Genomic DNA, 23485 nt, shown 5'->3' on the forward strand with positions numbered 1-23485 from the left:
TACCACGAAGATCCCGGCGGGCGAGGGCCCGCTTCTCACCAGGCCAGGTCCTCCAGAGCGTCCAGGTCCGGCACCACGTTCGCCGCCATCGGACCCGCGTCCATGTCCTCCACCCGCAGCTCGGCCCAGATCGTCTTGCCGCGGCGGCCGTACCGCGTGCCCCAGCGCTCCGCGTACTGCGCCACCAGGTACAGCCCGCGGCCGCCCTCGTCGGTCGTCGTCGCGTGCCGCAGGTGCGGGGACGTGCTGCTGCCGTCCGAGACCTCGCAGATCAGCGTGCGGTCGTGGAGCAGCCGCACCCGGACCGGATCGGCGCCGTACCGCACCGCGTTCGTGATCAGCTCGCTGAGGATCAGCTCCGCCGTGAACGCGAGCCCGTCGAGCCCCCACTCCGACAGCTTCGCCGCCGCCGCGTTCCGTACGGGCGAGACCGCCGACGGGTCCCGTTCCACCTCCCACTCCGCGATCTGCTCCCGGTCGAGCAGCCGGGTCTGCGCCACCAGCAGCGCGATGTCGTCGCGCGGCGAGGGCGAGAGAAGCGTCGCCAGGACGTCCGCGCAGGTCTGCTCCGGGCTCCGGTCCTCGCGCGCGAGCGTGGACCTCAGCAGCGTGAGACCCGTGTCCAGGTCCCGCCCCCGGTCCTCCAGGAGCCCGTCCGTGAAGAGCACCAGCTTGCTGCCCTCCGGCAGCCGCAGCTCCGTCGTCTCGAACGGCACGTCCCCCAGTCCGAGCCCCAGCGGCAGCCCCGGCGACAGCTCGGGGAACTCCACCCGTCCGTCCGGGCCGACGAGCGCCGGTCCCGGATGCCCCGCGCTCGCCACCGCGCACCGCCCGGAAGCCGGGTCGTAGATCGCGTACAGGCAGGTCGCACCCGTGATGCCCTCGTCCCGCCGCCGCCCCTCGGTGTCCGGGCCCTCCAACTCGCGGTGGTCGATCCGGGCCGTCAGCTCGTCGAGGTGGCCGAGGAGCTCGTCCGGGGGCACGTCGAGCGTCGAGAAGTTGTGCACGGCCGTCCGCAGCCGCCCCATCGTGGCCGCCGCGTGCAGCCCGTGCCCCACCACGTCGCCCACCACCAGCGCCACCCGTGCCCCCGGCAGCGGGATCACGTCGAACCAGTCGCCGCCCACCCCGGCCTTCGCCGGGAGATAGCGGTACGCCACGTCCACCGCGCTCTGATCCGGCAGCGCCCTCGGCAGCAGGCTCCGCTGGAGCGTCACCGCCATCGCGTGCTCCCGCGTGAACCGGCGCGCGTTGTCGATCGCCACCGCCGCCCGCGCCGCCAGCTCCTCCGCGAACGACAGGTCCTCCTCCCCGAACGGCTCCGGGGTGTCCGCCCGCCAGAAGTTCGCCATCCCGAGGACCACCCCACGGGCCAGCAGCGGCACCGTGAGCAGCGAGTGCATCCCGTACGCGAGGGCCTGCGCCGCCCCCTCCGGGTCCTGCGCCCGCCAGGCCTCCGCCGCGGCCAGCTCCGGCTGCGCCACCGCGTGCCCCGCGGCCAGCGCGACCGCCATCGGGGCGCCGGTCACGTCGAAGTGGATGGTGTCCCCGACCGGCTGGAGCGGCTGGTCCGGCCGCAGCCCGCTCAGCGCCGTCCGCCGCATCTCCGTCATCGTGGCCGCGTCGTCCGGGGGCTCCTCCCCGCGCAGCACCGGTTCGAGCAGCTCCACCGTCGCGAAGTCCGCGAACCGAGGCACCGCCACCTCCGCCAGCTCCTCCGCGGTCCGTACGACCTCCAGCGTCGTCCCGATCCGCACCCCCGCCTCGTACAGCAGCTGGAGCCGGCCGCGGGCCACCGCCGCCCGGCCGGTCACCACGGCCAGCTCGGTGGTGTCCCGCATCGTCATGACGCTCCCGGACTCGGCGCCGGCGGTGAGCGTGGGGCGCACGCTCACCGCGAGCAGCCGGTCGCCCGCCCGGTGCACCTCGTCGGTGGCGGCCCGCCCCGACGTGAGGAGTTCGACCGTACGGGGATCGAGGCCGAGCTCCGAGACGTGCCGCCGCTCCGCGTCCGCGGACAGCCCGAGCAGCCGCCGCGCCTCGTCGTTGGCGAGGAGCAGCCGGTGGTCGGGGCCCACGATCAGGACTCCTTCGCGCACGGCGTGCAGGACCGCCTCGTGGTGCTCCTTCATCCGGGTCATCTCGGTGGGCCCGAGGCCGTGCGTCTGCCGCCGCAGCCGCCGGCTCACCAGACCCGCCCCGCCCACGGCGAGCGCCAGCGCGCCGGCCGCCGCACCGACGAGCAGCGGCAGCCGCCCCCGCAGCGCGTCCGAGATGCTCTGCACCTCGATGCCGCTGCTGACCATGCCGACGATCTTTCCCTTCTCGTCCACCACCGGGACCACGGCCCGTACCGCGTCGTTCGGCGCGCCCCGGAAGAGCTCGGTGAAGGAGTCGCCGTCGACCGCCGCGCGCGTGAGGTCCCCGGTGGCGACGCGGCCGATGAGTTCAGGCTGGGAGTCGGTGAACCGCACCCCGGCCGGGCTCAGGACCGCGATGAAGTCGACCCCCGTCGCCAGGCGGGTCGCCTCCGCCCGGGCCTGGAGCTCCGCCGTCGGATCAGGCGAGGTCAGCGCCTCGTCGATGCCCGGCGCGTGCGCGAAGGCCTCCGCGACGGAGAGCGACCGGATCCGGGCGTCCCGCTCGGTGTCCCGCTGCGCCTGGTGGAAGATGACGAAGACCGCCGCCGCGATCAGCAGCAGCGCGATCAGCGCCTCCAGGGCGAAGACCTGGCCCGCGACGCTCCGCAGGCCCGTCCTGTCGTCCCGGGGCGTCCTGCCGTCCCGGGGCTTCCGGCCCGCTCGCGCGTTCATGCCGTGCTCCGTGCGACGAGCAGCGCCACGTCGTCCTGCGCGCCCGGCCTGCGCAGCGCCTTGAGCAGCATGTCGCAGGTCTCCTCCAGGGGCCCGCGTGCCCCGTCGAGCAGGTCCACGAGCACCGCGAGCCGGTCGTCGATCGCCGCGTCACGGGTCTCGACGAGACCGTCCGTGTAGAGCACGAGCACGTCCCCGGGACGGAAGGGGATCCGGGCCGTCCGGAAGGTGCCGCCGCCCACCCCCAGCGGCACCCCCGTCGAGAGCCGCACCAGCTCGGCGGGGCCGTCCGCCGGGATCCGCACGGGCGGCAGATGGCCCGCGTTCGCGATCCGGCACCGCCCCAGACGCGGATCGTGCACCGCGAAGAGGCAGGTCGCGATGTAGTGCTCCAGGCCCGCCGTGATCCGGTCCAGGTGCCGCAGCACCTGCGCCGGCGACAGGTCGAGGTCCGCGAACGCGCAGGTGGCCGTGCGCAGCCGGCCCATCGTCGCCGCCGCGTCGATCCCGCTGCCCATCACGTCCCCGACGACGAGCGCCGTCTTGTCGTCGGGCAGCGGGATCACGTCGTACCAGTCGCCGCCGACCTCGCTCGACGCCTGCGCGGGCTGGTAGCGGGAGGCGACCTCCAGGCCCGCGCGCTCCGGCGGAGTGCCGGGGAGCAGGCTGCGCTGGAGCGTCACCGCCGAGTTCCGCACGCTCTGGTACCAGCGGGCGTTGTCGATGCTGACCGCGGCGCGGGCGGCGAGCTCCGTCGCGAGCAGCACGTCGTCGCCGTCGAACGGCAGCGGATTGCGGTCCCGCTTGAGGTCGAGCGCGCCGAGCACCTCCCCGCGCGCGATCAGCGGAACCGCCAGATACGAGTGCACCCCGGCCCGCCGGAGCTGATCCGCGGCCTCCGGGCTCCGGGCGATCCGGGGCAGGTCAGCGGGGCCGACGTGCTCGACGAGGACCGGCAGCCCGGTGTGCACACAGCGGGTGACGAGCCGGTCCGCCCCGTACATCGCCACCGCCCCGGGCGGGTCCGCGGCAGGCAGCGCCTCCGTCGGCCCCGAGGCCTTCACCGCGAGCGCGCGGAAGAGTTCCGGGCCCGCCTCGGGCACCCCGGGCCTGCGCAGCGCCAGGACGGAGTCGAGGACGTCGACGGCCGCGATGTCCGCGAGCTCCGGCACCACGACCCCGGCGAGTTCGTCGGCCGTCCGGTCCACCTCCAGGGTGGTGCCGACCCGCGCCGAGGCGTCCGCGACGAGCGCGAGCCGCCGCCGGGACCGGTTCGCCTCCGCGTCGGCGTCCTGCTGCTCGGTCACGTCGATCACCGAGGCCGCGACCCCCAGGACCTGGCCCTCGGCCCCGTCCAGGCGGTAGAAGGACACCGACCAGGTGTGCTCGTGCTCGGGGTCCGCCGGGGTCCGTCCCGTCGTCGGGTGGTCGAGCAGGGGCCGGCCCGTGGCGAGGACCTCGCGCAGCGCCGTCTCCAGCGCCGCCGCGTCGATCCGCGGCAGCATGTCGGCTATCCGGCGCCCGATGTGCAGCGCGGCCGGGACGCCGTTGATCCGTTCCAGGGCCGGGTTCACGAGGACGTACCGCAGGTCGGTGTCGAGGACGGCGAGACCGATCGGCGACTGGGAGACGAGCCGGTCGGAGAGGGCGAGGCCGGTCTCGACGCGTTCGACGACGGCGCGGTCGGCGGCGATCCCCAGGGCGTACAGACCCCCCAGGTCGTCGGTGAGCCGCATGTTGCGGAACTCCACCTCGCGGGTGCTGCCGTCCTTGTGCTGTACGGGGAAGGTGCCCGCCCAGGTCGCGCCGCCGCGCAGCACCTCGCCGAAGAGGCGCAGCGCCTCCTCGCGGTGCTCGGCGCCGACGATCAGCCGGGCGATGTACCGGCCGAGGGCCTCGTCCGCGCGGTAGCCGAAGAGGGCCTCCGCCTGCGGGCTCCACAGCACGATCCGGCCGCGCGCGTCGATGACGATGGCCGCGACCCCGAGGATGTCGAGGAGCCCTTTGGCGTCGAACGGCACACTCGCCCGCCCCGCCGTCTCCGGGAAGGAACCGGCCGTCACACTGCCCTCCTCCCGCCGCCCTACGCGCCTCCCTCCATGCTCCCCGCCCCCTGCCCACCCCGCACCGCGAGGCCGTCCACCCGGCCACCGCCGGGGTCGCCGCCCCGGCGCCCGCCCCGTACGGCGAGGCCGGCGGCCCAGGCCGTTCCCGCCACCGCGAGGACCGGCAGGAGGATCCGGACGTCGACCACCGCGACCAGACCGGCGCCGAAGGCGATGGCCAGCGCGTTCGGGGCGAAGACCAGGGTGTGCGCGGTCGCCGCCACCCGGCCCACCGCCTCCGCCGGGGCCTCCCGCTGGACCGCCGTCATGGTGGCGACGAGGACCCACGGCATCCCCAGGCCGATCACCGCGCTCGCCACGAGGGCCGTCACCCCGTACGGCAGCGCCCGTACGCCCACCGCCACCGCGAACACCGCGAGACCGGTGGCGGCGAGCACCCGCTCCGGCACCCGGCGCAGCAGCGGCCCCGTGAGCAGGCCCGCGAGGACCGAGCCCGCGCCCTGGACCGCGTACAGCACACCGGCGTACGCGGGGGAGCGCCCGAGCCCGCTGTCCACCACGGCGTAGATCGCGGCCCCGTTCACCCCCGCGAGCAGCATCGTGAACCCGCCCGTCGCCACCAGCGGCCGCAGCACGGGCGAGGCCCGCAGCAGCCGTACGCCCTCGGCCGTCTCCCGCCACCAGTGCGGGCGCGCGGACCGAGCGGGGCGCTCCTCCCGGACCGGCATCAGCGCGAACAGGACCGCCGCGAGCGCGAAGCTCGCCGCGTCGAGGAGGGCGACCGGACCGCCGCCGTACCGGGCGAAGAGCCCCGCCGCCACGAGCGGGGCGATCAGCTTCATCGACTCGTTCGCGGTCATCCGCAGCCCGTTGAGGGTGCCGAGCCGCCCCTCGTCGAGGGTCGTCGCGACGAGCGCCTGCTCGGCGGCCTCGTGGACGGCGCCCTGGGCCCCGTACAGCACGAGCACCGCGAACAGCAGCCACACCCGGTCCGCCGACTCCACCCACAGGAGCACGGGCAGCAGGAGCGCCATCGCCACGTTCAGGACGACGAGCAGGGGCCGCCGCCGCACCCGGTCGGCGAGCGTGCCGAGCAGCGGCCCGAGGAGGACGGGCGCCCACAGGGCGAAGGCGGCGAGCGCCGCCAGGCTGTCCGAACCCGTGAGGGACTTGACCCAGATCCCGGAGACCAGCCACATGGCCGTCGTACCGAAGCCGGACACGACGATGCCTGTCAGATACCAACGCATGGCCGCAGCCTGGCCTCTGAGGAGGGCCTTACGGATCGGTCACCTGCCCTATCCCGGATGCCCGGGACACGATGCCAGGGGCCCGGTGCCCTCGGTCCCGGCGCCTTCGGTGCCCGCGCTCATCCGCGCTCGCCGCCCCGCTTCTCGTACCGCAGCGCCGCCCCCGTCACCACGGCCCCGAGTCCTTCCCACAGGCCCACGCCGAGGAAGCCGGCCGGGGCGCGGCCCGTGACGACGGCGAGGGTGAAGACCGCGCAGGTGAGGAGCCGGAAGGGGACCGTCCAGCGGAAGAAGGGCTTCCAGTCGGCGAGTGCGGCCAGGACGTAGTAGACGCCCATGTTGAGCGCGGCCATCGAGGAGGCCGTGAGGAAGACCAGGGTGTGGTCGCCGTCCGCACGCTCGCCCCGGGGCACCGGTGCGAAGCCCATGACCGTGAGCAGGGCGTCCGGGGCGACCAGGCCCACCACGCCGAGCGCGGCGGCGAGCACGCCGAAGACCGCCATGGTCCAGCCGGACAGGGAACGGGGCAGGCGCACGGCGGTCCTCCGCGAGGGAAAGCAGGGTCAGCGACTCGATGGCGTTCGAATGCTTGCTCGGACGGGCGAGCGTGACCTTGCATATCGTGTGACGGGGGCCCAGAGCCAATCGGGCCCCTCAGGGGGTGTCTTGCCGATCAGGCCGGGCTCGCGGCGTGATCGGCAAGACACCCCCTTCACGTCACTTCAGCGCCGCGGCCATCATCTTCTGCGCCACGGGGGCCGCCAGGCCGTTGCCGCTGACCTCGGAGCGGGCGGCGCCCGAGTCCTCGATCATCACCGCGACGGCGACCTGCTTCCCGGTCGAGGGGTCCTTCGCGTAGGAGGTGAACCAGGCGTACGGAGTCTTGCTGTTGTTCTCGCCGTGCTGGGCCGTGCCCGTCTTGCCGCCGACCTCGGCCCCGGAGACCGCCGCGTTGGTGCCGGTGCCCTTCTCCACCACCGTCTGCATCGCGCTCCGCAGCTGCTCCGCCGTCGAGGAGGAGACGATCCGCGTGGTGTCCCCGTCGTCGAACGAGGTGAGGGCGTCGCCGTCGGAGTCGACGACCTCCGAGACCATGTGCGGGGCGGCCAGGAGGCCGTCGTTGGCGATCGCGGCCGACACCATGGCCATCTGGAGCGGGGTGGCGGTGACGTCGAACTGCCCGATGCCGGTGAGCGCCGTCTGCGCCGCGTCCATGCCCGAGGGGTACACGCTCGCGTAGGCGCGGACCGGGACGTCGAGCTCGGCGTTGTTGAAGCCGAACTTCTCCGCCATCGCCTTCACCTTGTCCTGCCCCAGGTCCGCGGCCATCTTGGCGAAGACGTTGTTGCAGGAGTACTGGAGCGCGGTACGGATCGTGGCGTTCTCGCAGGGCGCGGAGGCGTTCTCGTTCTTCAGCACGGTCCGGGTGTTCGGCAGCGTGTACGGGTCGGGGCTCTTCGTCGCCGTGTCCACCGAGCCGTACAGCCCGTCCTCCAGGGCCGCCGCCGCGACGACCAGCTTGAAGGTGGAGCCGGGCGGGAGCGGCTGGCGCAGGGCCCGGTTGACCATCGGCTTGTCCTCGTCGGTCGTCAGCTCCTGCCAGGCGGCGCCGTCCGCCGTCCCGGCGATCTTCGACGGGTCGTACGACGGGGTCGACACCATGGCCAGGATCCGGCCGGTGGCGGGGTCGACCGCGACGGCCGCGCCCTTCGTGTTCCCGAGGGCCCGGTAGGCGGCCTTCTGCACGTCCGGGTCGATCGTGGTGACGACGGTGCCGGGCTCCTGCTGCTTGCGGGTCACCGCGTCCACCGGGTTCTTCAGCCGGTCGTCGGTGCCGTCGAGGACGTCGTCGTAGATGCCCTCCAGCTGTGTGGCGCCGTACGCCTGCGAGCTGTAGCCCGTGACCGCCGCGTAGAGCTCGCCGTCCGTGTAGGTGCGCTTGTACGCGAGATCGCCTCCCTCCGTCTTCTTCGAGCCGGTGACCGGCGAACCGGCCACGACGATGTTGCCCAGCGGCTGCGCGTACTGCGCGATGGTCTTCCGCCGGTTCTTCGAGTCGTCCGCCAGCGCCTGGCCTTCGTAGAACTGCACCCAGGTCGCCCGCCCCAGGAGGGCGAGCACCAGGATCAGCACGAAGACCGACGTGTGCCTGATCGTCTTGTTCATCGCACCAAGGGGGACGAACGAGCCGGTGGGGGACGTTCCGGATGTGTTCGGTTTCTCAGGGAACCTTCATCCTGGTTCGTCCCGGCCGCGGGGCGCGCCGGTCCCTGTCGCCGGGCCGCACCACCCCCGGCCGCGGGGCCGCCGCACCCTGGCCGCGGGGCCGCCGCACACCGTCATCCCGCCCGCACGAACCCCGACTCGTACGCCAGGATCACGGCCTGCGTCCGGTCCCGGGCGCCCAGCTTCGCCAGGACCGCCGCCACGTGCGACTTGACCGTCGCCGGGCCGACGCCGATCCGCTCGGCGATCTCGGCGTTCGTCAGGCCCGTCGCCACCTGCCGCAGCACCTCCGCCTCCCGCTCGGTGAGCCGCGCCACCCAGGGCGCCGCCGCCGGAGCGCGCCGGGCGTGCTCGGCCGCCAGACCCCGTACCGCCGCCGGGTAGAGCAGCGAGTCGCTCCTGGCGACCAGCCGGACCGCGCTCACCAGCTCCTCCGCCGCCGCCCGCTTCAGCAGGAAGCCGGCCGCGCCGACGCGCAGCGCGTCGTACACGTAGGAGTCGTTCTCGAAGGTCGTCACGACCACGATCCGGGGCGGCTCCGCCATCCCCGACAGGATCTGCTCGGTGGCCCGGATCCCGTCGATCTCCGGCATCCGCACGTCCATCAGCACGACGTCCGGCCGCGCCGCCCGCACCACCGACACCGCCTCGGCGCCCGTCGAGGCCTCGCCGACGACCTCCAGATCGGGCTCCGCGTCCAGGATGACCCGCAGCGCCGTCCGCACCATCCGCTCGTCGTCGGCGAGCACGACCCGCACCGGCCGCACCTCCGCGCTCACCGGGGGATCCTCACCGCGAGGCGCCACACGCCGTCCACCGGACCCGCCACGGCGGTGCCGCCGAGCAGCCGGGCCCGTTCGCCGACCCCGCGCAGGCCGCGCCCGCCGTGCGGGCGGGCGACCGGGGGCCGCTCGGGCAGGGGGTTCTCCATGGTGATCTCCAACTCCTCGGTACGGGCGTCGAGCCGTACGGTGACGGGCGTGCCGCCCGCATGTCGGGCCGCGTTCGTCAGCCCTTCCTGGACGATCCGGTACGCCTCCCGCGACAGCACCTCCGGTACGGGGCCGAGGGCCCCGTCCACCGTCAGCGCCACCCGCGGTCCGGCGCCGCGCACGAGGGCCTCCAGGGCGTCGAGCCCCGGGCCCACGCCCTCCTCGACCTCCTCGCCGCGCCGCAGCAGGCCGAGGACCCCGTCCAGCTCCCCGACGGTGCGCCGGGTGGTCTCCTCGATCGCGGTCAGCGCCTCCCGGACGAACTCCAGGTCGGCCGCGTCGCCCGTGTCGAGGACCCGGCGGGCCGCGCCCGCCTGGAGGGTGACCGCGCTGAGGGCGTGGCCGACCGAGTCGTGCAGCTCGCGGGCGAGCCGGTTGCGCGATTCCGCCTCCGCCGCGCGCCGCTCGGCCGCCGCGAGCCGGTCCGCGGGGCTCGGCCCGAGCAGCCGGAGCGCCTGCCGGGCGAGCAGCGCCCCGGTCGCGGCGGCGGTGGCGGCGAGCGCCAGCAGCATGAGCAGACCCGCGGGGAGCGCCGCCCAGAGCATCCAGGGCCGGTCGAGCCCCCAGTACCGGCCGACCTCCGACTCCCGCAGGGCCGGCCAGAGGGGCAGCGCCGCGAGCGACACCGCGAACGGCGGCAGGGCCAGGGACGCCCCGCTGATCAGCGCGCCCGCGCCCACGTGCAGCGTGAACCAGCCGGCCGTCCGGGCCTTCGCGTCGCGGCCCCGGGCCGGACCGTCCGCGAGCCGGTCCGCCGGAATCCCGCACAGTGCCCGCGCCACCGCCACCGACATGGGCCGGGCCAGCGGGAACAACGCGGTGACCGCGGCGAGCGGCAGCCCGATCGCGTACGCCCCGAACTGCACGGCGACACTGCCCCCGAACATCCCCGGGGAGTCGAGGAAGGCCCCCAGGGCGATCGTGCCGACCAGCCAGTACGGCATGAACAGCGCGCCGCCCAGGATCAGATGGAGCCAGCGCAGCCTGGCCCGCTGCCCGAACAGGGCGATCGCGCACCGCCTCACGCCTCGGCGCTCCGCCGCCGCAGGAACACGGCCACGCACGCGGCCAGCAGGAACCCGGTGATCATCTGGCCAGCGTAGGACAGCTGTGCGAGGGCCGGGACCTGCTTGGCGACATCGGTCTCGGGCTGGAGCGCGACGAGCGACATGTACGCGCCCCAGCAGCCCATCGCGCCGGTGGAGACCCAGGCCAGGGCGAGGACGGGCCGCACGCCAAGCCGCGCGGGCCGGCGCAGGACGAGGAGGAGGGTGAAGACGACGGCGGCGACGAGGAAGGCGAGGTGCACGGCGCTCAGGACGTAGAAGTCCGGGTCCCGTTCGGCGGCTCGCCGGGCGGAGAGGCCCGTGGTCGAGCCGGAGAGCCAGATCAGCTGGACCGTCGCGGGGAGGAGCGCGACCACCGCGCCGGCGAGGGCGACGGCCCGTACGCCGGGCCCGGAGGTGCGGGCGGACAGCTCGCCGAGGCGGCCCTGCCAGACGTGGCCCCAGCGGTCCCGGGAGTAGAGGACGAAGAGGGTGCCGAGGGTGAGGCCCTGGAGGATGAAGCCGCCGTAGACGACGGCGAAGACCCAGTCGTCCAGGAAGGGTTCGCTGGCGGCGGCGGCCCGTTCGTCGCCGCTGAGGAGCGCGACCGCGAGCTGCGCCGGGTACCCCGCCATGATCGGGGTGAGGAGGCCGGTCGCGGCCCACATGGGGAAGGCGAGCAGCCAGGCCCGCACCCGAAGGCCCCACGCCTGGGTCAGCAGCAGGGCGAGGACGACGACGACGATGTCGGCGAGGACCGAGATCGAGTTGGCGACGGCGAGCAGCGTCCGGTGCTCCAGGAGCTCGCTCCCGGCCGGGATGCCGAGCGTGCCGCCCGCCACCCAGACGATCTTGAGCGAGATGTACGGGAGGCAGGCGACGATCGCGAGGACGCGCAGCACGCGTCGGAGGAGGGAGGGCCGGTACCCGGTCGGTGTCATGGCTCCACGCTCCCGCGAGGACCGCCGGGGCCACGTCCTGCCGTGTGCTGAACCGCCTCCGCCGCACGGGGGAGAGGCCCTCCGACCAGGGTCAGAATTGACCCATGATTTGGCTGCTCAATTGACCCCTTTGTAGCGGTCAATGGCTCACTAGAGTAGTGATCATGAACGAGATCGCGACCTTCGCCCCGCTCCTGACCCGTGCCGCCACCGCCGAGACCACCGCCGACCCGAGCAGCGTGATGACGCTCCTCGCCGACTCCGACACCACCGGCGGGCAGCTCACCAGCTACCGCTCCTCGTTCGCGAAGGGCGCGGTCGGCGCCCCGGCGCACTTCCACACCAAGGCCTCGGAGATGTTCTTCGTCCTCGGCGGCTCGCTCCAGGTCCTCGTCGGCGAGGAGCTGACCGTCCTGGAGGAGGGCGACTTCCTCCTGGTCCCGCCGCACACCCCGCACGCCTTCGCGGCGGCGCCCGGCGCCGAGGCCGACGTCCTCTTCGCCTTCACGCCCGGCATGGCCCGCTTCGACTACCTGCGCCTGCTCGGCCGGGTCATGCGCGGCGAGGCGAGCTTCGAGGAGATCAAGGCGTCCTCGGAGCAGTACGACAACCACTACGTGGACAGCCCGGTGTGGCAGCAGGCCCTCGCCGAGCGGGGCTGAATCCTTCGGGGCCGGCCCGTGTGGGGCCGGCCCGGGCCGTCAGAGGCGGCGGGTCGCCAGCGTCAGCCGGTCCCGTGCGTCGAAGAGCGCGTCCTTGATCATCTGCTCATGGGCCGGGGTGAGCCGCGCCACCGGCACCGAGCAGCTGATCGCGTCCCGCGCCGGGGTCCGGTACGGGATCGCGATCCCGAAGCAGCGCAGTCCGAGCGTGTTCTCCTCGCGGTCCACCGAGAAGCCCTGCTCGCGGATGACGCGCAGCTCCTCGATGAGCTCCTCGCGGTCGGTGATCGTGTGCTCGGTCAGCGCCGGCAGCGTCTCCGGGAGCAGCTTGCGCACCTGCTCGTCGGTGTGGGTGGCGAGCAGCGCCTTGCCGAGCGAGGTCGAGTGCGCGGGCAGCCGGCGCCCGACCCGGGTGAACGGCCGCAGGTAGTGCTGGGACTGACGGGTCGCCAGATAGACCACGTTGGTGCCGTCGAGCCGCGCGAGGTGGATGGTCTCCGTGGTGTCGTCGGAGAGCCGGTCCAGCGTCGGCCGGGCGGCGGCCACGACCTCGTCGCCGTCGATGTACGAGGTGCCGACGAGCAGCGCCCGCACCCCGATGCCGTACCGCGTGCCGGTGGCGTCCGTCTCCACCCAGCCCAGCTCGACCAGGGTGCGCAGCAGCATGTAGAGGCTGGACTTGGGGTAGCCGACGGCCTCCTGGACGGCGGCGAGCGAGTGCATCCCGGGGCGCCCGGCGAAGTACTCCAGCAGCTCCACGGTCCGCACCGCGGACTTCACCTGTGCCCCACCCGCGTCGGCAGTCGCCATGACCCTCGCCCCTTTTTCCGTTGTCCGGTCGTCCCGGTGGCCGCCCCGGCCCCTTGTGGAGACGGTCGGGCCGTCAATAGAGTCCCTCGCAGACGCGTTCATCTACGAGAACGCTGTTCAGAATAGCGAACAGGGGCGTGGCGGTGGCGGCAGAACCAGTGTGGAGTGTGGACCCCCGGACGGGGAAGCCGCGCGAGCAGGTTGCGGTGGAGGCCACAGCGGACGAGGTCGACCGCGCGGTCAGAGCCGCGCACGGCGCCCGGGACGCGCTCGCCGACCGCACGGTGCGGGCCGCCTTCCTCCGTACCGCCGCCGACCTCCTCGACGCGGCGCGCGAGCACGTCATCGAGGCCGCCGACGCCGAGACGGCCCTCGGGCCCGTCCGCCTCAGCGGCGAACTCGCCCGGACCACCGCCCAGTTGCGGAGCTTCGCCGAGGTCGTCACGGAGGGCTCCTTCCTCGACGTCCGGATCGACCTCCCCGACCCGGACGCCACCCCGCCCCGCTCCGACATGCGCCGGTGGAAGATCCCGCTCGGTGTCGTCGCCGTCTACGCCGCCAGCAACTTCCCGCTCGCCTTCTCCGTCCCCGGCGGGGACACCGCGAGCGCCCTCGCGGCCGGCTGCCCCGTGGTGGTCAAGGCCCACCCCGACCACCCGGCCACCTCCGAACTCTGCGCCTCGCTGCTGCGCCGGGCCGCCGCCAAGGAAGGCCTCCCCGAGGACGTCGTCGTCCTCGTCCACGGCTTCGACGCGGGCGTGCGGCTGGTCCGCCACCCGCTCGTCGCGGCGGCGGGCTTCACCGGTTCGGTACGTGGCGGACGGGCGCTCTTCGACGCCGCCGCAGCCCGGCCCGTCCCCATCCCCTTCCACGGCGAACTCGGCTCCCTCAACCCGGTCGTGATCACCCCGGCCGCCGCCGAGGAGCGCGCCGAGGAGCTCGGGGCCGGCCTGGCCGGCTCCATGACCCTGGGCGCGGGCCAGTTCTGCACCAAGCCCGGATTCGTCCTGGCGCCCCGGGGCGAGGCGGGCGACCGCTTCCTCGCCGCGCTCACCGCCGGGGTCAGCGAGACCGAACCGGCCGTGATGCTCGACCACCGCATGCGGGACGCCTTCGTCACCGGGGTCGCCGAGCGCGCCGCCCTCGACGGGGTACGGACGCCCGTCACCCCGGGCGCGGGCGGCGAGCACACGGTCAGCGCCGGTGTCCTCGCCGTCGACGCCGACCGGCTCACGGGCGGCGACCACGGCCTTCTCCTGGAGGAGTGCTTCGGGCCGGTCACCGTCGTCGCCCGTTACGCGACCCGGGACGAGGTCACCGCCGTCCTCGGCCTGCTGCCGGGCAACCTCACCGCCACCCTGCACAGCGCGGAGGAGGACGAGGCCGCGGCTCCGCTCCTCGCCGAACTCACCCCGCTCGCCGGCCGCGTCCTCGTCAACGGCTGGCCCACCGGGGTCGCCGTCGCCGCCGCCCAGCACCACGGCGGCCCCTACCCGGCCACCACCTCCACCTCCACCTCGGTCGGCGCGACCGCGATCGAGCGCTGGCTCCGCCCGGTCACGTACCAGTCGACCCCCGGGCACCTGCTCCCGCCGGAGCTCCGCGACGGCAACCCGCTGGGGGTGCCCAGGCGCTGACACCCGGGGCAGCGTCTCGGCGCCTTGACACCCCCTAGTGCCGCACGCGCACCACGATCTTGCCGGTGTGCGTGTTGGACTCCATCAGCCGATGGGCGTCGGCGATCCGCTCCAGACCCTCGAAGGTCTCGGCGATCACCGGCGCCAGGGAGCCGTCCCGCAGCCCCGAGCCGATGAACCCGGCCGCGCGGCGGCGCCCCTCCTCGGTCCTGGCGAGCGCGCCGTTGGCGTACCCGTGCGTGGTCAGCGGCCAGTTCATCGACAGCTCGATGGGCCGCGGGTCCAGGAACCCGTACACCACGGCGGTGCCGCCGGGCCGCAGCGCGTCCCCGAGCCGGGCGAAACCGGGCCCGCCGATCGCGTCGAACGCCAGGTCGGCCCCCGCCCCGCCGGTGATCCGCCGCACCTCCTCCACCACGTCCTCCGTGTCCGTCACGATCACGTGCGCGGCCCCGAGCTCCAGGAGCCGCTTCCGCTTGCCCTCGCCGCGCGTGGTGGCGATCGGCACCGCGCCGATCCGCAGCGCCGTCTGGATCGCGGCCGTCCCCACCCCGCTCGAAGCGCCCGTGATCACCACGTGGTCGCCGGGGCGCAGCCCGCCGGTCAGCACCATCCCGCCGTACGCGGTGAAGTACGTCAGCCAGACCGCCGCCGCCGTCACCGCGTCCACCCCCTCGGGCCGGGCCACCACGTACTCCTCCGGCAGCACCACCCGCTCCGCGTGTACGCCGTACGTCCCGAAGTCGAAGTTGGCCGCCGCCATCACCGGATCGCCCGGGGCGTACGCGGTCACCCCCGCGCCGACCGCCTCCACGACGCCCGCCGCCTCATAGCCGAGCCGCGAACCGGGCAGCGTCGCCGGGTAGTAGTAGGTGCCCTCGCGGAACAGCGCCTCGGCGCGGTTGAGTCCGATCGCCTCGACCCGTACGAGCACCTCCCCGGGCCCTGGGGCGGGCAGCGCCACCTCCTCCACCGTCAGCACCTCGGGGCCGCCGGTCTGGTGGAAGAGAACCGCCTTGGTAGTCCTGCCTGTTGTCGTCGTCATGACTCGACCGTAGGAGGGTGCGGCGAGACGATCCATATCTCCCTGACTCCCGCTCATGTCCGATCGTCTCGCCGTTCTCGACGAGGAGTACGGTGCCGGGATGGACGTACTGAGCGATGCCATCGCCGCCATGCGCACCGGCCGGCCGCACTCCTCCCGCACGGCCCGCTTCGCGCCCTGGGGATTCCGCTTCTCCCCGAGCAGGGGTGCCGGATTCCATGTCGTCCTCCAGGGGACCGCCTGGCTCCTGCCCCCGGACGACGGCGCCCCCGTCAGGCTCGGCCCCGGCGACGTCGTCCTCCTCGCCCACGGCACGGGCCACGCCCTCGCCGACCGGCCGGACACCCCGCTCGTCGACGCCCAGCCCGCCCCCGACGGCTCCTGGCCCACCCCGTCCGACCGGGGCCCCGTCGGCGCCGAGGAGACCCTGCTCCTCTGCGGCGCCTACCAGCTCAGCCGGGCCCGCGCCCACCCGCTCCTGACGGAACTCCCGCCGTACGTCCACTTCCCCGCCCGGGTCGGCACCCACCCCCGGCTGCGCGCCGCCGTCGACCTGCTCGGCGCCGAACTCGCCGAACCCCAGCCGGGCTCCGACGCCGTCGTGCCCGCCCTGCTCGACACCCTGCTCCTCTACCTGCTGCGCGCCTGGTGGCTCACCGAGTGCGGCGACCGGTCCACCGGCTGGTCGGCCGCCCTGAGCGACCCGGTGGTCGCCGGAGCCCTCAGGGCCCTCCACGACGACCCGGCCAGAGCCTGGACGGTCGAGGAGCTCGGCGCCCTCGGCGGCCTCTCCCGCGCGGCCTTCGCCCGCCGCTTCACCGCCCTCGTCGGCCGCTCCCCCCTCGCCTACCTCACCTGGTGGCGCATGACGACAGCGGGCCGCCTCCTGCGCTCGGACGACCTCCCCCTCCGCGCCGTAGCCGAACGCTCCGGCTACTCCTCGGAGTTCGCCTTCGCCAAGGCCTTCAAGCGGGAGTACGGGGTGCCGCCCGGGCAGTACCGCAAGGGCGCCTGAGCAGGCCGGGCCCGCTGGGCAGGCCGGGCAGGCCGGGCAGGCCGGGCAGGCTCAGCGGGTCCGGCGGCCCGGCAGGCGCAGGGACGCCAGGGCCGTCAGGGTCAGCAGGCCCGCGCTGATCAGCAGGCTCGACCGCAGGGTCGACGCCATGCCGGCCGTGTCCTGGGCCGCCAGCGAGCCGAAGACCGCGATGGCGAGCGCGCCCGCCGTCTGGCGGATCGCGTTGAGCAGGCCCGCCGCCGTGCCCGCGCGCTCCGCCGGCACGGCCTCCATCATCGAGGCGATCAGCGGCGGCAGCGAGAAGCCCGCGCCCAGGGCGAGCGGGACGAGCAGCAGGGCCTGCGCCACCCGTGAGGTGTCCGCGTCCACCACGAGCAGGCCGAGCAGGCCGGCCACCGCGACCGTCTGGCCCACCACGATCGGCAGCCTCGCCCCGTACCGGGCCGCGGCCTTCGCCGACAGGAGGTTCACCCCGGCGAGCAGCCCCGTCATCGGCAGGAACATCAGCCCCGCGCCCAGCGCCGAGAGGCCGAGCACCTGCTGGAAGAAGAGGCTGAAGACGAAGATCATCCCGTAGAAGGCCACGCTGTTCGCGGCGCCGGCCGTCACCGCCACCGCCACCGTCGTGTTCCGGAACATCCCCAGGGGCACCATCGGATGGCGCCGTCGCGCCTCGATCAGCAGGAAGGCCGCCAGGGAGACGGCCGCGACACCCAGTGCCCACCAGGCCTCCGTACCGCCTTCGATGGCCGCGAAGGTCAGCGCGCCGACCGCCGTCGCCGCCGTGAGCTGCCCCGGCAGGTCGAGCGGCGCGGGCCGCCGCACCGAGCGCGCCACCCGGGTCAGCAGCGCGAGCGCGAGGAGCCCGAGCGGCACGTTGACGAAGAAGATCCCGCGCCAGCTCCAGGCCGTCGTCAGGGCGCCGCCCACGACGGGGCCGAGCGCCACCGCGACCGTCCCGCCCGCCGCCCACAGCGACACCGCCCGGGCCCGCCGCCCCGGATCGCCGTACGCCTCGCGCACCAGGGCGAGCGAGGCCGGCAGCATCACGGCGGCCGCCGCGCCCTGCACCGCCCGGGCGGCGAGCAGCGAGGGGAGGCCGGGGGCGAGACCGCAGGCCACCGAGGCGAGGGTGAAGACGACGACCCCGACGCCGTACGCCCGGCCCGCCCCGAACCGGTCGGCGAGCGCCCCGCTGGACAGCAGGAGCGCCGCGAACACCAGCGTGTACGCGTCGACCACCCACTGGAGACCGGTCATGCCCGTGCCCAGGTCGGCTCCGATCGCGGGCAGGGCGACGTTGACCACCGAGGTGTCGAGGGTGATGAGGGCGAAACCGAGCGTCGCGGCGGCGAGGGCCGGGGTGGGGGAGGGCGAAGGAGAGGGGGAGCGGGCTCCGGTCGGGGTGTCGCGGTGGACGTCGGGGGCTGCGGTGAGCTCGGGCGATGACATGCCCCCACTCTGGTGACCGGCGCGGACGTAGAGTAGTGGCCCGAATGCCATATGCCCGGAGGTTCTGGCCATGACGGTCGCGTCCCCTGTCCCGTCCGCCGCGCCCGTCCCGTCCGTCGCGCCCGCTCCGCCCGTCCGGCGCGTCGCCGTGATCGCCGCCCCGCCCGTCTCCCTGTTCAACCTGGCCATTCCCGAGATGCTGTTCGGGAAGGTCGAGATCGACGGCCGGCCCGGGTACGAGACGGTCGTCTGCGCCCCCGACCCCGGTCCCGTCACCACCACCGGCGGCCTCGACCTCCTCGTCCCGCACGGCCTCGACGCCGTGGACACCGCCGACACGGTGGTCCTCACGGGCAGCGGCTCGTACACGGACCCCGACCCACGCATCCTCGACACGCTGCGCCGCGCCGCCGCCGCGGGCAAGCGCATCGCCTCCATCTGCACCGGCGCCTTCGCGCTCGCCGAGGCCGGACTGCTCGACGGCCGGGCGGCGACGACGTACTGGGCGTACCGGGACCTGCTCGCCGAGATGCACCCGGCCGTCGACCTCCAGGACGACGTCCTCTTCGTCCAGGACGGCCCCCTTCTCACCTCCTCCGGATACGCGGCGGGCATCGACCTCTGCCTCCACGTCATCCGCACCGACCACGGCGCCGCCGTCGCCAACACCGTCGCCCGCCTCGCGCTCGTCGCGCCCGTACGGCCCGGCGGCCAGACCCAGTTCACCCAGACCCCGCTGCCGCCCGAGCGCGGGATCTCCTTCGCCGACACGCGCGCGTGGGCCATGGGACGCCTCGACGAGCCGCTCACGCTGACCGACCTCGCCCGGCACGCCGGCACCTCCGTCCGCACGCTGTCGCGCCGCTTCCACGCCGAGACGGGGGTCAGCCCGCTCCAATGGCTGCTCCACCAGCGCGTCGAGCGGGCCAAGGAGCTCCTGGAGACCACCTCGCTCGGCATGGAGCGGGTGGCCAGGGAGAGCGGCCTCGGCACGGGGGACTCGCTGCGGCAGCACCTGCTGCGGCGCACCGGCCTCACCCCCAGCGCGTACCGGGCCTCCTTCAGCCGTGCCGATCCCGCCGGAACCGGTCGGCGCGCCGCCGCGTCCTGAGCTTTCATGATCCGAACACTCACGATCCGCCCCGCGACCGCCGCCGACCTCGACGCCGTCACCAGCATCCACGCCGATGCCCGGGCCACCTACTACCGCGGCCACCTCCCCGAGTCCGACTACGCGGGCCCCGAGGAACTGGCCCGCGCCCGGACCGGCTGGGCGGGCGCGATCGAGCGCGGGGCCGTGCTCTGCGCCGAGCCGGACGGCGAGGGGACCGGGATCGCCGGGATCGCCGCCTTCGGCGAGCGCGAGGGCGTCATGGTCCTGACCCAGCTGCACGTGGCCCCCGCCCACTGGCGCCGGGGCGTCGGCGGCGCCCTCCACGCGGCCTGCGTCGAGGCCTGGCGCGCGGCCGGGACGACCACCGCCGTCCTGGAGGTCTTCGACAGGAACGAGCGCGCCCAGGCCTTCTACGCGGCCCACGGCTGGACCCCCGACCCGGACTCCCCGCGCTCCGGCGATCACCTCGTGCTCCGCCTCACACTCGCGCCGCAACCGGAATGAACCGGGCCGGCCGGGGTGTTCCCGTCGACGAACACCCGCACAGGCAACCCCCTCGGAGATCCCTCACATGCGCGTCGAAATCTGGTCGGACATCGCTTGCCCCTGGTGTTACGTAGGCAAGGCCCGCTTCGAGAAGGGCCTCGAGGCCTTCGCCCACCGCGACGACGTCGAGGTCGTGCACCGCTCCTTCGAGCTCGACCCGCACCGCGCCAAGAGCGACACCGGCCCGGTCCTGGAGATGCTGGCGAAGAAGTACGGCCGGACCCTCGACGAGGCCCGCGCCATGGAGCAGCACGTCGCGACCAACGCGCACGCCGAGGGCCTCGGCTACCGCACCGAAGGCCGTGACCACGGCAACACCTTCGACATCCACCGGCTGCTCCACCTCGCCAAGGCGCGCGGTCGCCAGAGCGAGCTCCTCGACCTGGCCTACCGCGCCAACTTCGCGGAGGAGCGCTCCGTCTTCGACGCCGAGACCCTCGCGGCGCTCGGCGTCGAGGCCGGTCTCGACGAGGCCGAGGTCCGGGCCGTCCTCGCCGACGAGTCGGCCTACGCCGAGGCCGTACGGGAGGACGAGCGCGAGGCCGCCGAACTCGGCGCCAACAGCGTGCCGTTCTTCGTCCTGGACCGTCGCTACGGCGTCTCCGGCGGCCAGCCCGCCGAGGTCTTCACCCAGGCCCTGGAGCAGGCCTGGCAGGGCCGCGTCCTCCAGCCGGTCGGCGCCGAGGCCGACGCCGAGGCCTGCGGCCCGGACGGCTGCGAGGTCCCGCGGGCCTGACCGCCCGAGCTCCCGCGGGGCCGACCGCCCGAGCTCCCGCGGGGCCGACTGCCTGAGCCCCCGCGGGACCGACCGCCCGAGTTCCCGCAGGATTGACCGTCGCACGCGGTCTGACCTGCGGAAATAAGGGCGTCTTGGGGATTCCCCACGGTCGAATCGCCATTGACGGGTGATCGCGGGGAATCCAGGGTGGGGACATGGATTCCCTGCACCGGCCGCTCGGCGGCGCCGAGTTCGCGCCCAAGAAGACCTATCTGAACACCTCCGCCTGCGGGTTGCTGCCCCGCCGGACGATCGACGCCGTGACGCTCCTCGCCGAGGAGACCGCCGACGGCCGCTCCGACGGCGCGGGCAGCTTCGCCATCGTCGACGAGGCCAGGGCGGCCTTCGCGCGGCTCGCCCACGTCCCGCACGAGCGCGTCTCCGTCGGCAGCTCCGTCGCCGTGCACTGCGGGATGATCGCCCAGTCGATGCCCGCGGGTTCCGAGATCCTCTTCCCCGAGGGCGAGTTCTCCTCCGTCATCACCCCGTTCACGATCCGCGGCGACCTCAAGACCCGCTTCGTGCCCCTGGAGCTGCTCGCCGAGTCGGTCCGCCCCGAGACGGCGCTCGTCGCCTTCTCGGCCGTCCAGTCGGCGGACGGCCGTACGGCCGACTTCGCGGCGGTACGGGCGGCGGCGGCCGCCCACGGCGCCCGGACGCTCCTGGACGCCACGCAGTCGGCCGGCTGGCTCCCGCTGCACGCGGGCGACTGGGACTACACGGTCGCCGGTGGCTACAAGTACCTGCTCTGCCCGCGCGGGGCGTCCTTCCTCACCGTCACCGAGGAGGCGCAGGACTCGCTGCTCGCGATCCACGCCAACTGGGTCACGGGCGAGGAGCTGTGGGTGAACAGCTACGGCCCCGTGCGCGAACTGGCCCGCTCCGCGCGCCGCTTCGACGAGCCCGTCGCCTTCTTCTCCTACCACGGCGCGGCCCGCTCCCTCGCGCTGCTCGAAGAGATCGGCATCGACCGCATCGAGGCCCACAACAAGGGACTCGCGGCCCGCTTCCGCGCCGGACTCGTCGAGCTCGGCCACGCGCCGGTCATGGATGACTCGACGGTCGTCGCGGTCCCCGGCCTCGGCGCCCGGGAGGACGCGCTGCGCGCCGCCGACGTGCTGCTCTCCGCCCGCGCGGGCAACCTGCGGGCCTCGTTCCACCTCTACAACACGGCGGCGGACGTCGACCGCGCCCTGGACGTCCTGGCGGGCTGACCCCACGGCCCAGGGGCCCGCGTCCCCGTCGGGACCGGGCCCCCGCCCGTCAGCAGCTCTTCGGCAGCGGCGGGCAGTCGCCCTCCTCGCCCGCCTCCTCGTACAGGTTCTCCGCCACGAGTCCGAGCAGGCGGGCCAGCTCCGCCCGGTCGGCCGGGGCCAGCCCGCCGAGCGACAGCTCCTCGAGGCCCTCCCAGGCGCCCTCGACCCCGGCGCGCAGCGCCAGGCCCTCGTCCGTCACCTCGACGAGGACCGCGCGCCGGTCGGCGGGGTCCGGGCGGCGCCGGACGTGGCCGCACTGCTCCAGGCGCTGGAGCATCTTCGTCACCGTCGACGGGTCGAGCCCGAGGGACTGGATCAGCTCGGACTGGCGGACCGGCCCGCAGTCCCAGAGGCGCATCATCATCAGCTCCTGGCCCGGATAGAGGCCGAGCTCCCGCAGCCGCCTCCCCATGGCGATCCGGTGCATCCGGGCCACCCGCGCCAGGGTGTGGCTGACGGGCCCGCCCCGCGCGGCGGTCGGCGGTTCGCCGCACACACCGGTGCGCGCCGTGGCGCGCGGCTCGGTACAGACGGGGTCGGTGGTTCCTGACATCGGGACTCCTCGGGACGGCTCTCCCAGAAGATTACCTTGGTCGGCCAATGAATGGGTTACAGTGACAACGGCCCAATTAGTTGGCCGACCACATAATCATGTGAGGGAACCGCCATGACCACTGCCTTCGACCCCGTCGACCTCGCCGGCACCCGTCTCGCCAACCGCATCGCCATGGCCCCCATGACCCGCAGCCGGGCCGAGGGCGAGAGCCGCACCCCCACCGCGCTCGTCGCCGAGTACTACGCCCAGCGTGCCTCGGCCGGCCTCATCATCACCGAGGGCGCCCAGCCGACCGCCGTCGGCCAGGGCTACCCGAACACCCCCGGCCTGCACAGCGCCGAGCAGATCGCCGCCTGGCGCGAGGTCACCGACGGCGTCCACGAGCGCGGCGGCCGGATCTTCGTCCAGCTGATGCACGCCGGCCGGATCAGCCACCCCCAGGTCCTCGGCGACGGACTCCACCCCGTCGGCCCCTCCCCGGTCGCCCCGGCCGGACAGCTCTTCGCCGGCACCGGACTCATCGACTTCGTCGCCCCGCGCGAACTCACCGCCGACGGGATACGGGAGACGATCGCCGGCTTCGCCACCGCCGCCCGCAACGCGGTGGAGGCCGGCTTCGACGGCGTCGAGATCCACGGCGCCAACGGCTATCTGATCCAGCAGTTCCTCGCCTCCGGCTCCAACCACCGCACCGACGAGTGGGGCGGCCCGGTCGAGAACCGCATCCGCTTCGCCGTCGAGGTCGTCAAGGCCGTCGTCGCCGAGATCGGCCCCGAGCGCACCGGCCTGCGCATCTCCCCGGCCAACACGTACAACGACATCGCCGAGACCGACACCGCGGAGATCTACCCCGCACTCGTCGAGGCGATCGACCCGATCGGCATCGCCTACCTGCACGTCACGGAGCCCACGCCCGAGGTCCGCGAGCTCACCCTCGCCCTGCGCAAGGCCTTCTCCGGCACCTTCATCCTCAACCCGGCCACCGAGGGTCCGACCGGCCCCGACGCCCTGGCCCTGATCGAGGACGGCACCGCCGACCTCGTCGCGTACGGCGCGCTGTTCCTCGCCAACCCCGACCTGCCGGCGCGGCTCAAGTCCGGCGGCCCGTACAACACCCCGGACACCGCCACGTACTTCGGCGGCGACCACCGCGGCTACACGGACTACCCCGCGCTGTAACAGGCCCACGGGTAACGGGCGCACGGGTAGGAGACGTACGGGTAGCAGGCGTACGGGAATCGGGGGACGCGAGAGGGGCGGGAGTCCGGTGCCGGACTCCC

20 protein-coding genes are annotated in these 23485 nt (G+C 74.2%); 8 read left to right on the forward strand and 12 right to left on the reverse strand.

Annotation, left to right across the window (positions count from 1 at the left end):
* Positions 1–35: 35 nt before the first annotated feature.
* The 8 genes from SGA01_RS23915 to SGA01_RS23950 all read right to left on the reverse strand — a co-directional run bounded on the left by SGA01_RS23915 (position 36) and on the right by SGA01_RS23950 (position 11334).
* Positions 36–2813, reverse strand: a complete 2778-nt coding sequence (locus tag SGA01_RS23915; RefSeq protein ID WP_141298451.1) for a SpoIIE family protein phosphatase — start codon at positions 2811–2813, stop codon at positions 36–38.
* On the reverse strand, positions 2810–4876 hold the full coding sequence (locus tag SGA01_RS23920; protein WP_141298452.1) for a SpoIIE family protein phosphatase: 2067 nt from the start codon (positions 4874–4876) through the stop codon (positions 2810–2812). The genes SGA01_RS23915 and SGA01_RS23920 overlap by 4 nt, the downstream gene beginning before the upstream one ends.
* A gap of 20 nt (positions 4877–4896) precedes the next feature.
* Positions 4897–6129 (reverse strand): MFS transporter, encoded by a 1233-nt coding sequence (locus SGA01_RS23925; protein ID WP_141298453.1) that lies wholly within the window; start codon positions 6127–6129, stop codon positions 4897–4899.
* 119 nt (positions 6130–6248) lie between these two features.
* Positions 6249–6632: a hypothetical protein gene (locus tag SGA01_RS23930; RefSeq protein WP_141298470.1), complete on the reverse strand. Its 384-nt coding sequence runs from the start codon at positions 6630–6632 to the stop codon at positions 6249–6251.
* Positions 6633–6846: 214 nt separating this feature from the next.
* The gene (locus SGA01_RS23935) at positions 6847–8295 is read right to left on the reverse strand and encodes a peptidoglycan D,D-transpeptidase FtsI family protein (RefSeq protein ID WP_141298454.1); all 1449 of its coding nucleotides are present in this window, start codon (positions 8293–8295) and stop codon (positions 6847–6849) included.
* 173 nt (positions 8296–8468) lie between these two features.
* Positions 8469–9083, reverse strand: a complete 615-nt coding sequence (locus SGA01_RS23940) for a response regulator (protein WP_229917799.1) — start codon at positions 9081–9083, stop codon at positions 8469–8471.
* Between the two features lie 47 nt (positions 9084–9130).
* Positions 9131–10372 (reverse strand): sensor histidine kinase, encoded by a 1242-nt coding sequence (locus tag SGA01_RS23945; protein WP_174867443.1) that lies wholly within the window; start codon positions 10370–10372, stop codon positions 9131–9133.
* A complete protein-coding gene (locus SGA01_RS23950) occupies positions 10369–11334 on the reverse strand; it encodes a hypothetical protein (protein WP_141298455.1) in 966 nt (321 codons plus the stop codon). The genes SGA01_RS23945 and SGA01_RS23950 overlap by 4 nt, the downstream gene beginning before the upstream one ends.
* Before the next feature lie 164 nt (positions 11335–11498).
* On the opposite strand from SGA01_RS23950, the gene SGA01_RS23955 reads away from it, so the two are divergent.
* On the forward strand, positions 11499–11996 hold the full coding sequence (locus tag SGA01_RS23955) for a cupin domain-containing protein (RefSeq protein ID WP_055646390.1): 498 nt from the start codon (positions 11499–11501) through the stop codon (positions 11994–11996).
* A gap of 39 nt (positions 11997–12035) precedes the next feature.
* Here the strand turns inward: SGA01_RS23955 and SGA01_RS23960 are convergent, their stop codons facing one another.
* A complete protein-coding gene (locus tag SGA01_RS23960; protein WP_055644221.1) occupies positions 12036–12806 on the reverse strand; it encodes an IclR family transcriptional regulator in 771 nt (256 codons plus the stop codon).
* A gap of 143 nt (positions 12807–12949) precedes the next feature.
* Between SGA01_RS23960 and SGA01_RS23965 the strand changes: the two genes are divergently transcribed.
* Positions 12950–14443: an aldehyde dehydrogenase (NADP(+)) gene (locus SGA01_RS23965; protein ID WP_174867445.1), complete on the forward strand. Its 1494-nt coding sequence runs from the start codon at positions 12950–12952 to the stop codon at positions 14441–14443.
* Positions 14444–14477: 34 nt separating this feature from the next.
* Here SGA01_RS23965 and SGA01_RS23970 read toward each other — a convergent pair whose 3' ends face one another.
* On the reverse strand, positions 14478–15488 hold the full coding sequence (locus tag SGA01_RS23970; protein ID WP_141298456.1) for a zinc-dependent alcohol dehydrogenase family protein: 1011 nt from the start codon (positions 15486–15488) through the stop codon (positions 14478–14480).
* A gap of 100 nt (positions 15489–15588) precedes the next feature.
* Between SGA01_RS23970 and SGA01_RS23975 the strand changes: the two genes are divergently transcribed.
* The gene (locus SGA01_RS23975) at positions 15589–16503 is read left to right on the forward strand and encodes an AraC family transcriptional regulator (RefSeq protein ID WP_141298474.1); all 915 of its coding nucleotides are present in this window, start codon (positions 15589–15591) and stop codon (positions 16501–16503) included.
* Positions 16504–16554: 51 nt separating this feature from the next.
* Here the strand turns inward: SGA01_RS23975 and SGA01_RS23980 are convergent, their stop codons facing one another.
* A complete protein-coding gene (locus SGA01_RS23980; protein ID WP_141298457.1) occupies positions 16555–17955 on the reverse strand; it encodes an MFS transporter in 1401 nt (466 codons plus the stop codon).
* A gap of 70 nt (positions 17956–18025) precedes the next feature.
* On the opposite strand from SGA01_RS23980, the gene SGA01_RS23985 reads away from it, so the two are divergent.
* The 4 genes from SGA01_RS23985 to SGA01_RS24000 all read left to right on the forward strand — a co-directional run bounded on the left by SGA01_RS23985 (position 18026) and on the right by SGA01_RS24000 (position 21607).
* Complete coding sequence (locus SGA01_RS23985) at positions 18026–19066, forward strand: GlxA family transcriptional regulator (RefSeq protein ID WP_229917772.1); 1041 nt, start codon at positions 18026–18028, stop codon at positions 19064–19066.
* Positions 19067–19072: 6 nt separating this feature from the next.
* Positions 19073–19573, forward strand: coding sequence for a GNAT family N-acetyltransferase (locus SGA01_RS23990; RefSeq protein WP_141298458.1), 501 nt, complete (start codon positions 19073–19075; stop codon positions 19571–19573).
* Between the two features lie 67 nt (positions 19574–19640).
* The gene (locus tag SGA01_RS23995) at positions 19641–20351 is read left to right on the forward strand and encodes a DsbA family oxidoreductase (protein WP_141298459.1); all 711 of its coding nucleotides are present in this window, start codon (positions 19641–19643) and stop codon (positions 20349–20351) included.
* 197 nt (positions 20352–20548) lie between these two features.
* Positions 20549–21607, forward strand: coding sequence for an aminotransferase class V-fold PLP-dependent enzyme (locus SGA01_RS24000; protein WP_141298460.1), 1059 nt, complete (start codon positions 20549–20551; stop codon positions 21605–21607).
* Positions 21608–21656: 49 nt separating this feature from the next.
* Here SGA01_RS24000 and SGA01_RS24005 read toward each other — a convergent pair whose 3' ends face one another.
* The gene (locus SGA01_RS24005; RefSeq protein WP_141298461.1) at positions 21657–22202 is read right to left on the reverse strand and encodes a MarR family winged helix-turn-helix transcriptional regulator; all 546 of its coding nucleotides are present in this window, start codon (positions 22200–22202) and stop codon (positions 21657–21659) included.
* Positions 22203–22316: 114 nt separating this feature from the next.
* Here SGA01_RS24005 and SGA01_RS24010 point away from each other — a divergent pair, with 114 nt between their 5' ends.
* Entirely contained in the window at positions 22317–23384 is a 1068-nt protein-coding gene (locus SGA01_RS24010; RefSeq protein ID WP_055644229.1) for an alkene reductase, read from the forward strand.
* Positions 23385–23485: the final 101 nt, after the last annotated feature.

Origin of the sequence: Streptomyces gardneri (genome assembly GCF_006539185.1) — a bacterium.
Lineage (GTDB): Bacteria > Actinomycetota > Actinomycetes > Streptomycetales > Streptomycetaceae > Streptomyces > Streptomyces gardneri.

Coding starts and splice junctions, on each gene's coding strand:
- SGA01_RS23915 (WP_141298451.1), bottom strand. CDS start 2,813: ATGAACGCGCGAGCGGGCCGGAAGCCCCGGGACGGCAGGACGCCCCGG.
- SGA01_RS23925 (WP_141298453.1), bottom strand. CDS start 6,129: ATGCGTTGGTATCTGACAGGCATCGTCGTGTCCGGCTTCGGTACGACG.
- SGA01_RS23930 (WP_141298470.1), bottom strand. CDS start 6,632: ATGGCGGTCTTCGGCGTGCTCGCCGCCGCGCTCGGCGTGGTGGGCCTG.
- SGA01_RS23935 (WP_141298454.1), bottom strand. CDS start 8,295: ATGAACAAGACGATCAGGCACACGTCGGTCTTCGTGCTGATCCTGGTG.
- SGA01_RS23940 (WP_229917799.1), bottom strand. CDS start 9,083: ATGGTGCGGACGGCGCTGCGGGTCATCCTGGACGCGGAGCCCGATCTG.
- SGA01_RS23950 (WP_141298455.1), bottom strand. CDS start 11,334: ATGACACCGACCGGGTACCGGCCCTCCCTCCTCCGACGCGTGCTGCGC.
- SGA01_RS23955 (WP_055646390.1), top strand. CDS start 11,499: ATGAACGAGATCGCGACCTTCGCCCCGCTCCTGACCCGTGCCGCCACC.
- SGA01_RS23960 (WP_055644221.1), bottom strand. CDS start 12,806: ATGGCGACTGCCGACGCGGGTGGGGCACAGGTGAAGTCCGCGGTGCGG.
- SGA01_RS23970 (WP_141298456.1), bottom strand. CDS start 15,488: ATGACGACGACAACAGGCAGGACTACCAAGGCGGTTCTCTTCCACCAG.
- SGA01_RS23975 (WP_141298474.1), top strand. CDS start 15,589: ATGGACGTACTGAGCGATGCCATCGCCGCCATGCGCACCGGCCGGCCG.
- SGA01_RS23980 (WP_141298457.1), bottom strand. CDS start 17,955: ATGTCATCGCCCGAGCTCACCGCAGCCCCCGACGTCCACCGCGACACC.
- SGA01_RS23985 (WP_229917772.1), top strand. CDS start 18,026: ATGACGGTCGCGTCCCCTGTCCCGTCCGCCGCGCCCGTCCCGTCCGTC.
- SGA01_RS23990 (WP_141298458.1), top strand. CDS start 19,073: ATGATCCGAACACTCACGATCCGCCCCGCGACCGCCGCCGACCTCGAC.
- SGA01_RS23995 (WP_141298459.1), top strand. CDS start 19,641: ATGCGCGTCGAAATCTGGTCGGACATCGCTTGCCCCTGGTGTTACGTA.
- SGA01_RS24000 (WP_141298460.1), top strand. CDS start 20,549: ATGGATTCCCTGCACCGGCCGCTCGGCGGCGCCGAGTTCGCGCCCAAG.
- SGA01_RS24005 (WP_141298461.1), bottom strand. CDS start 22,202: ATGTCAGGAACCACCGACCCCGTCTGTACCGAGCCGCGCGCCACGGCG.
- SGA01_RS24010 (WP_055644229.1), top strand. CDS start 22,317: ATGACCACTGCCTTCGACCCCGTCGACCTCGCCGGCACCCGTCTCGCC.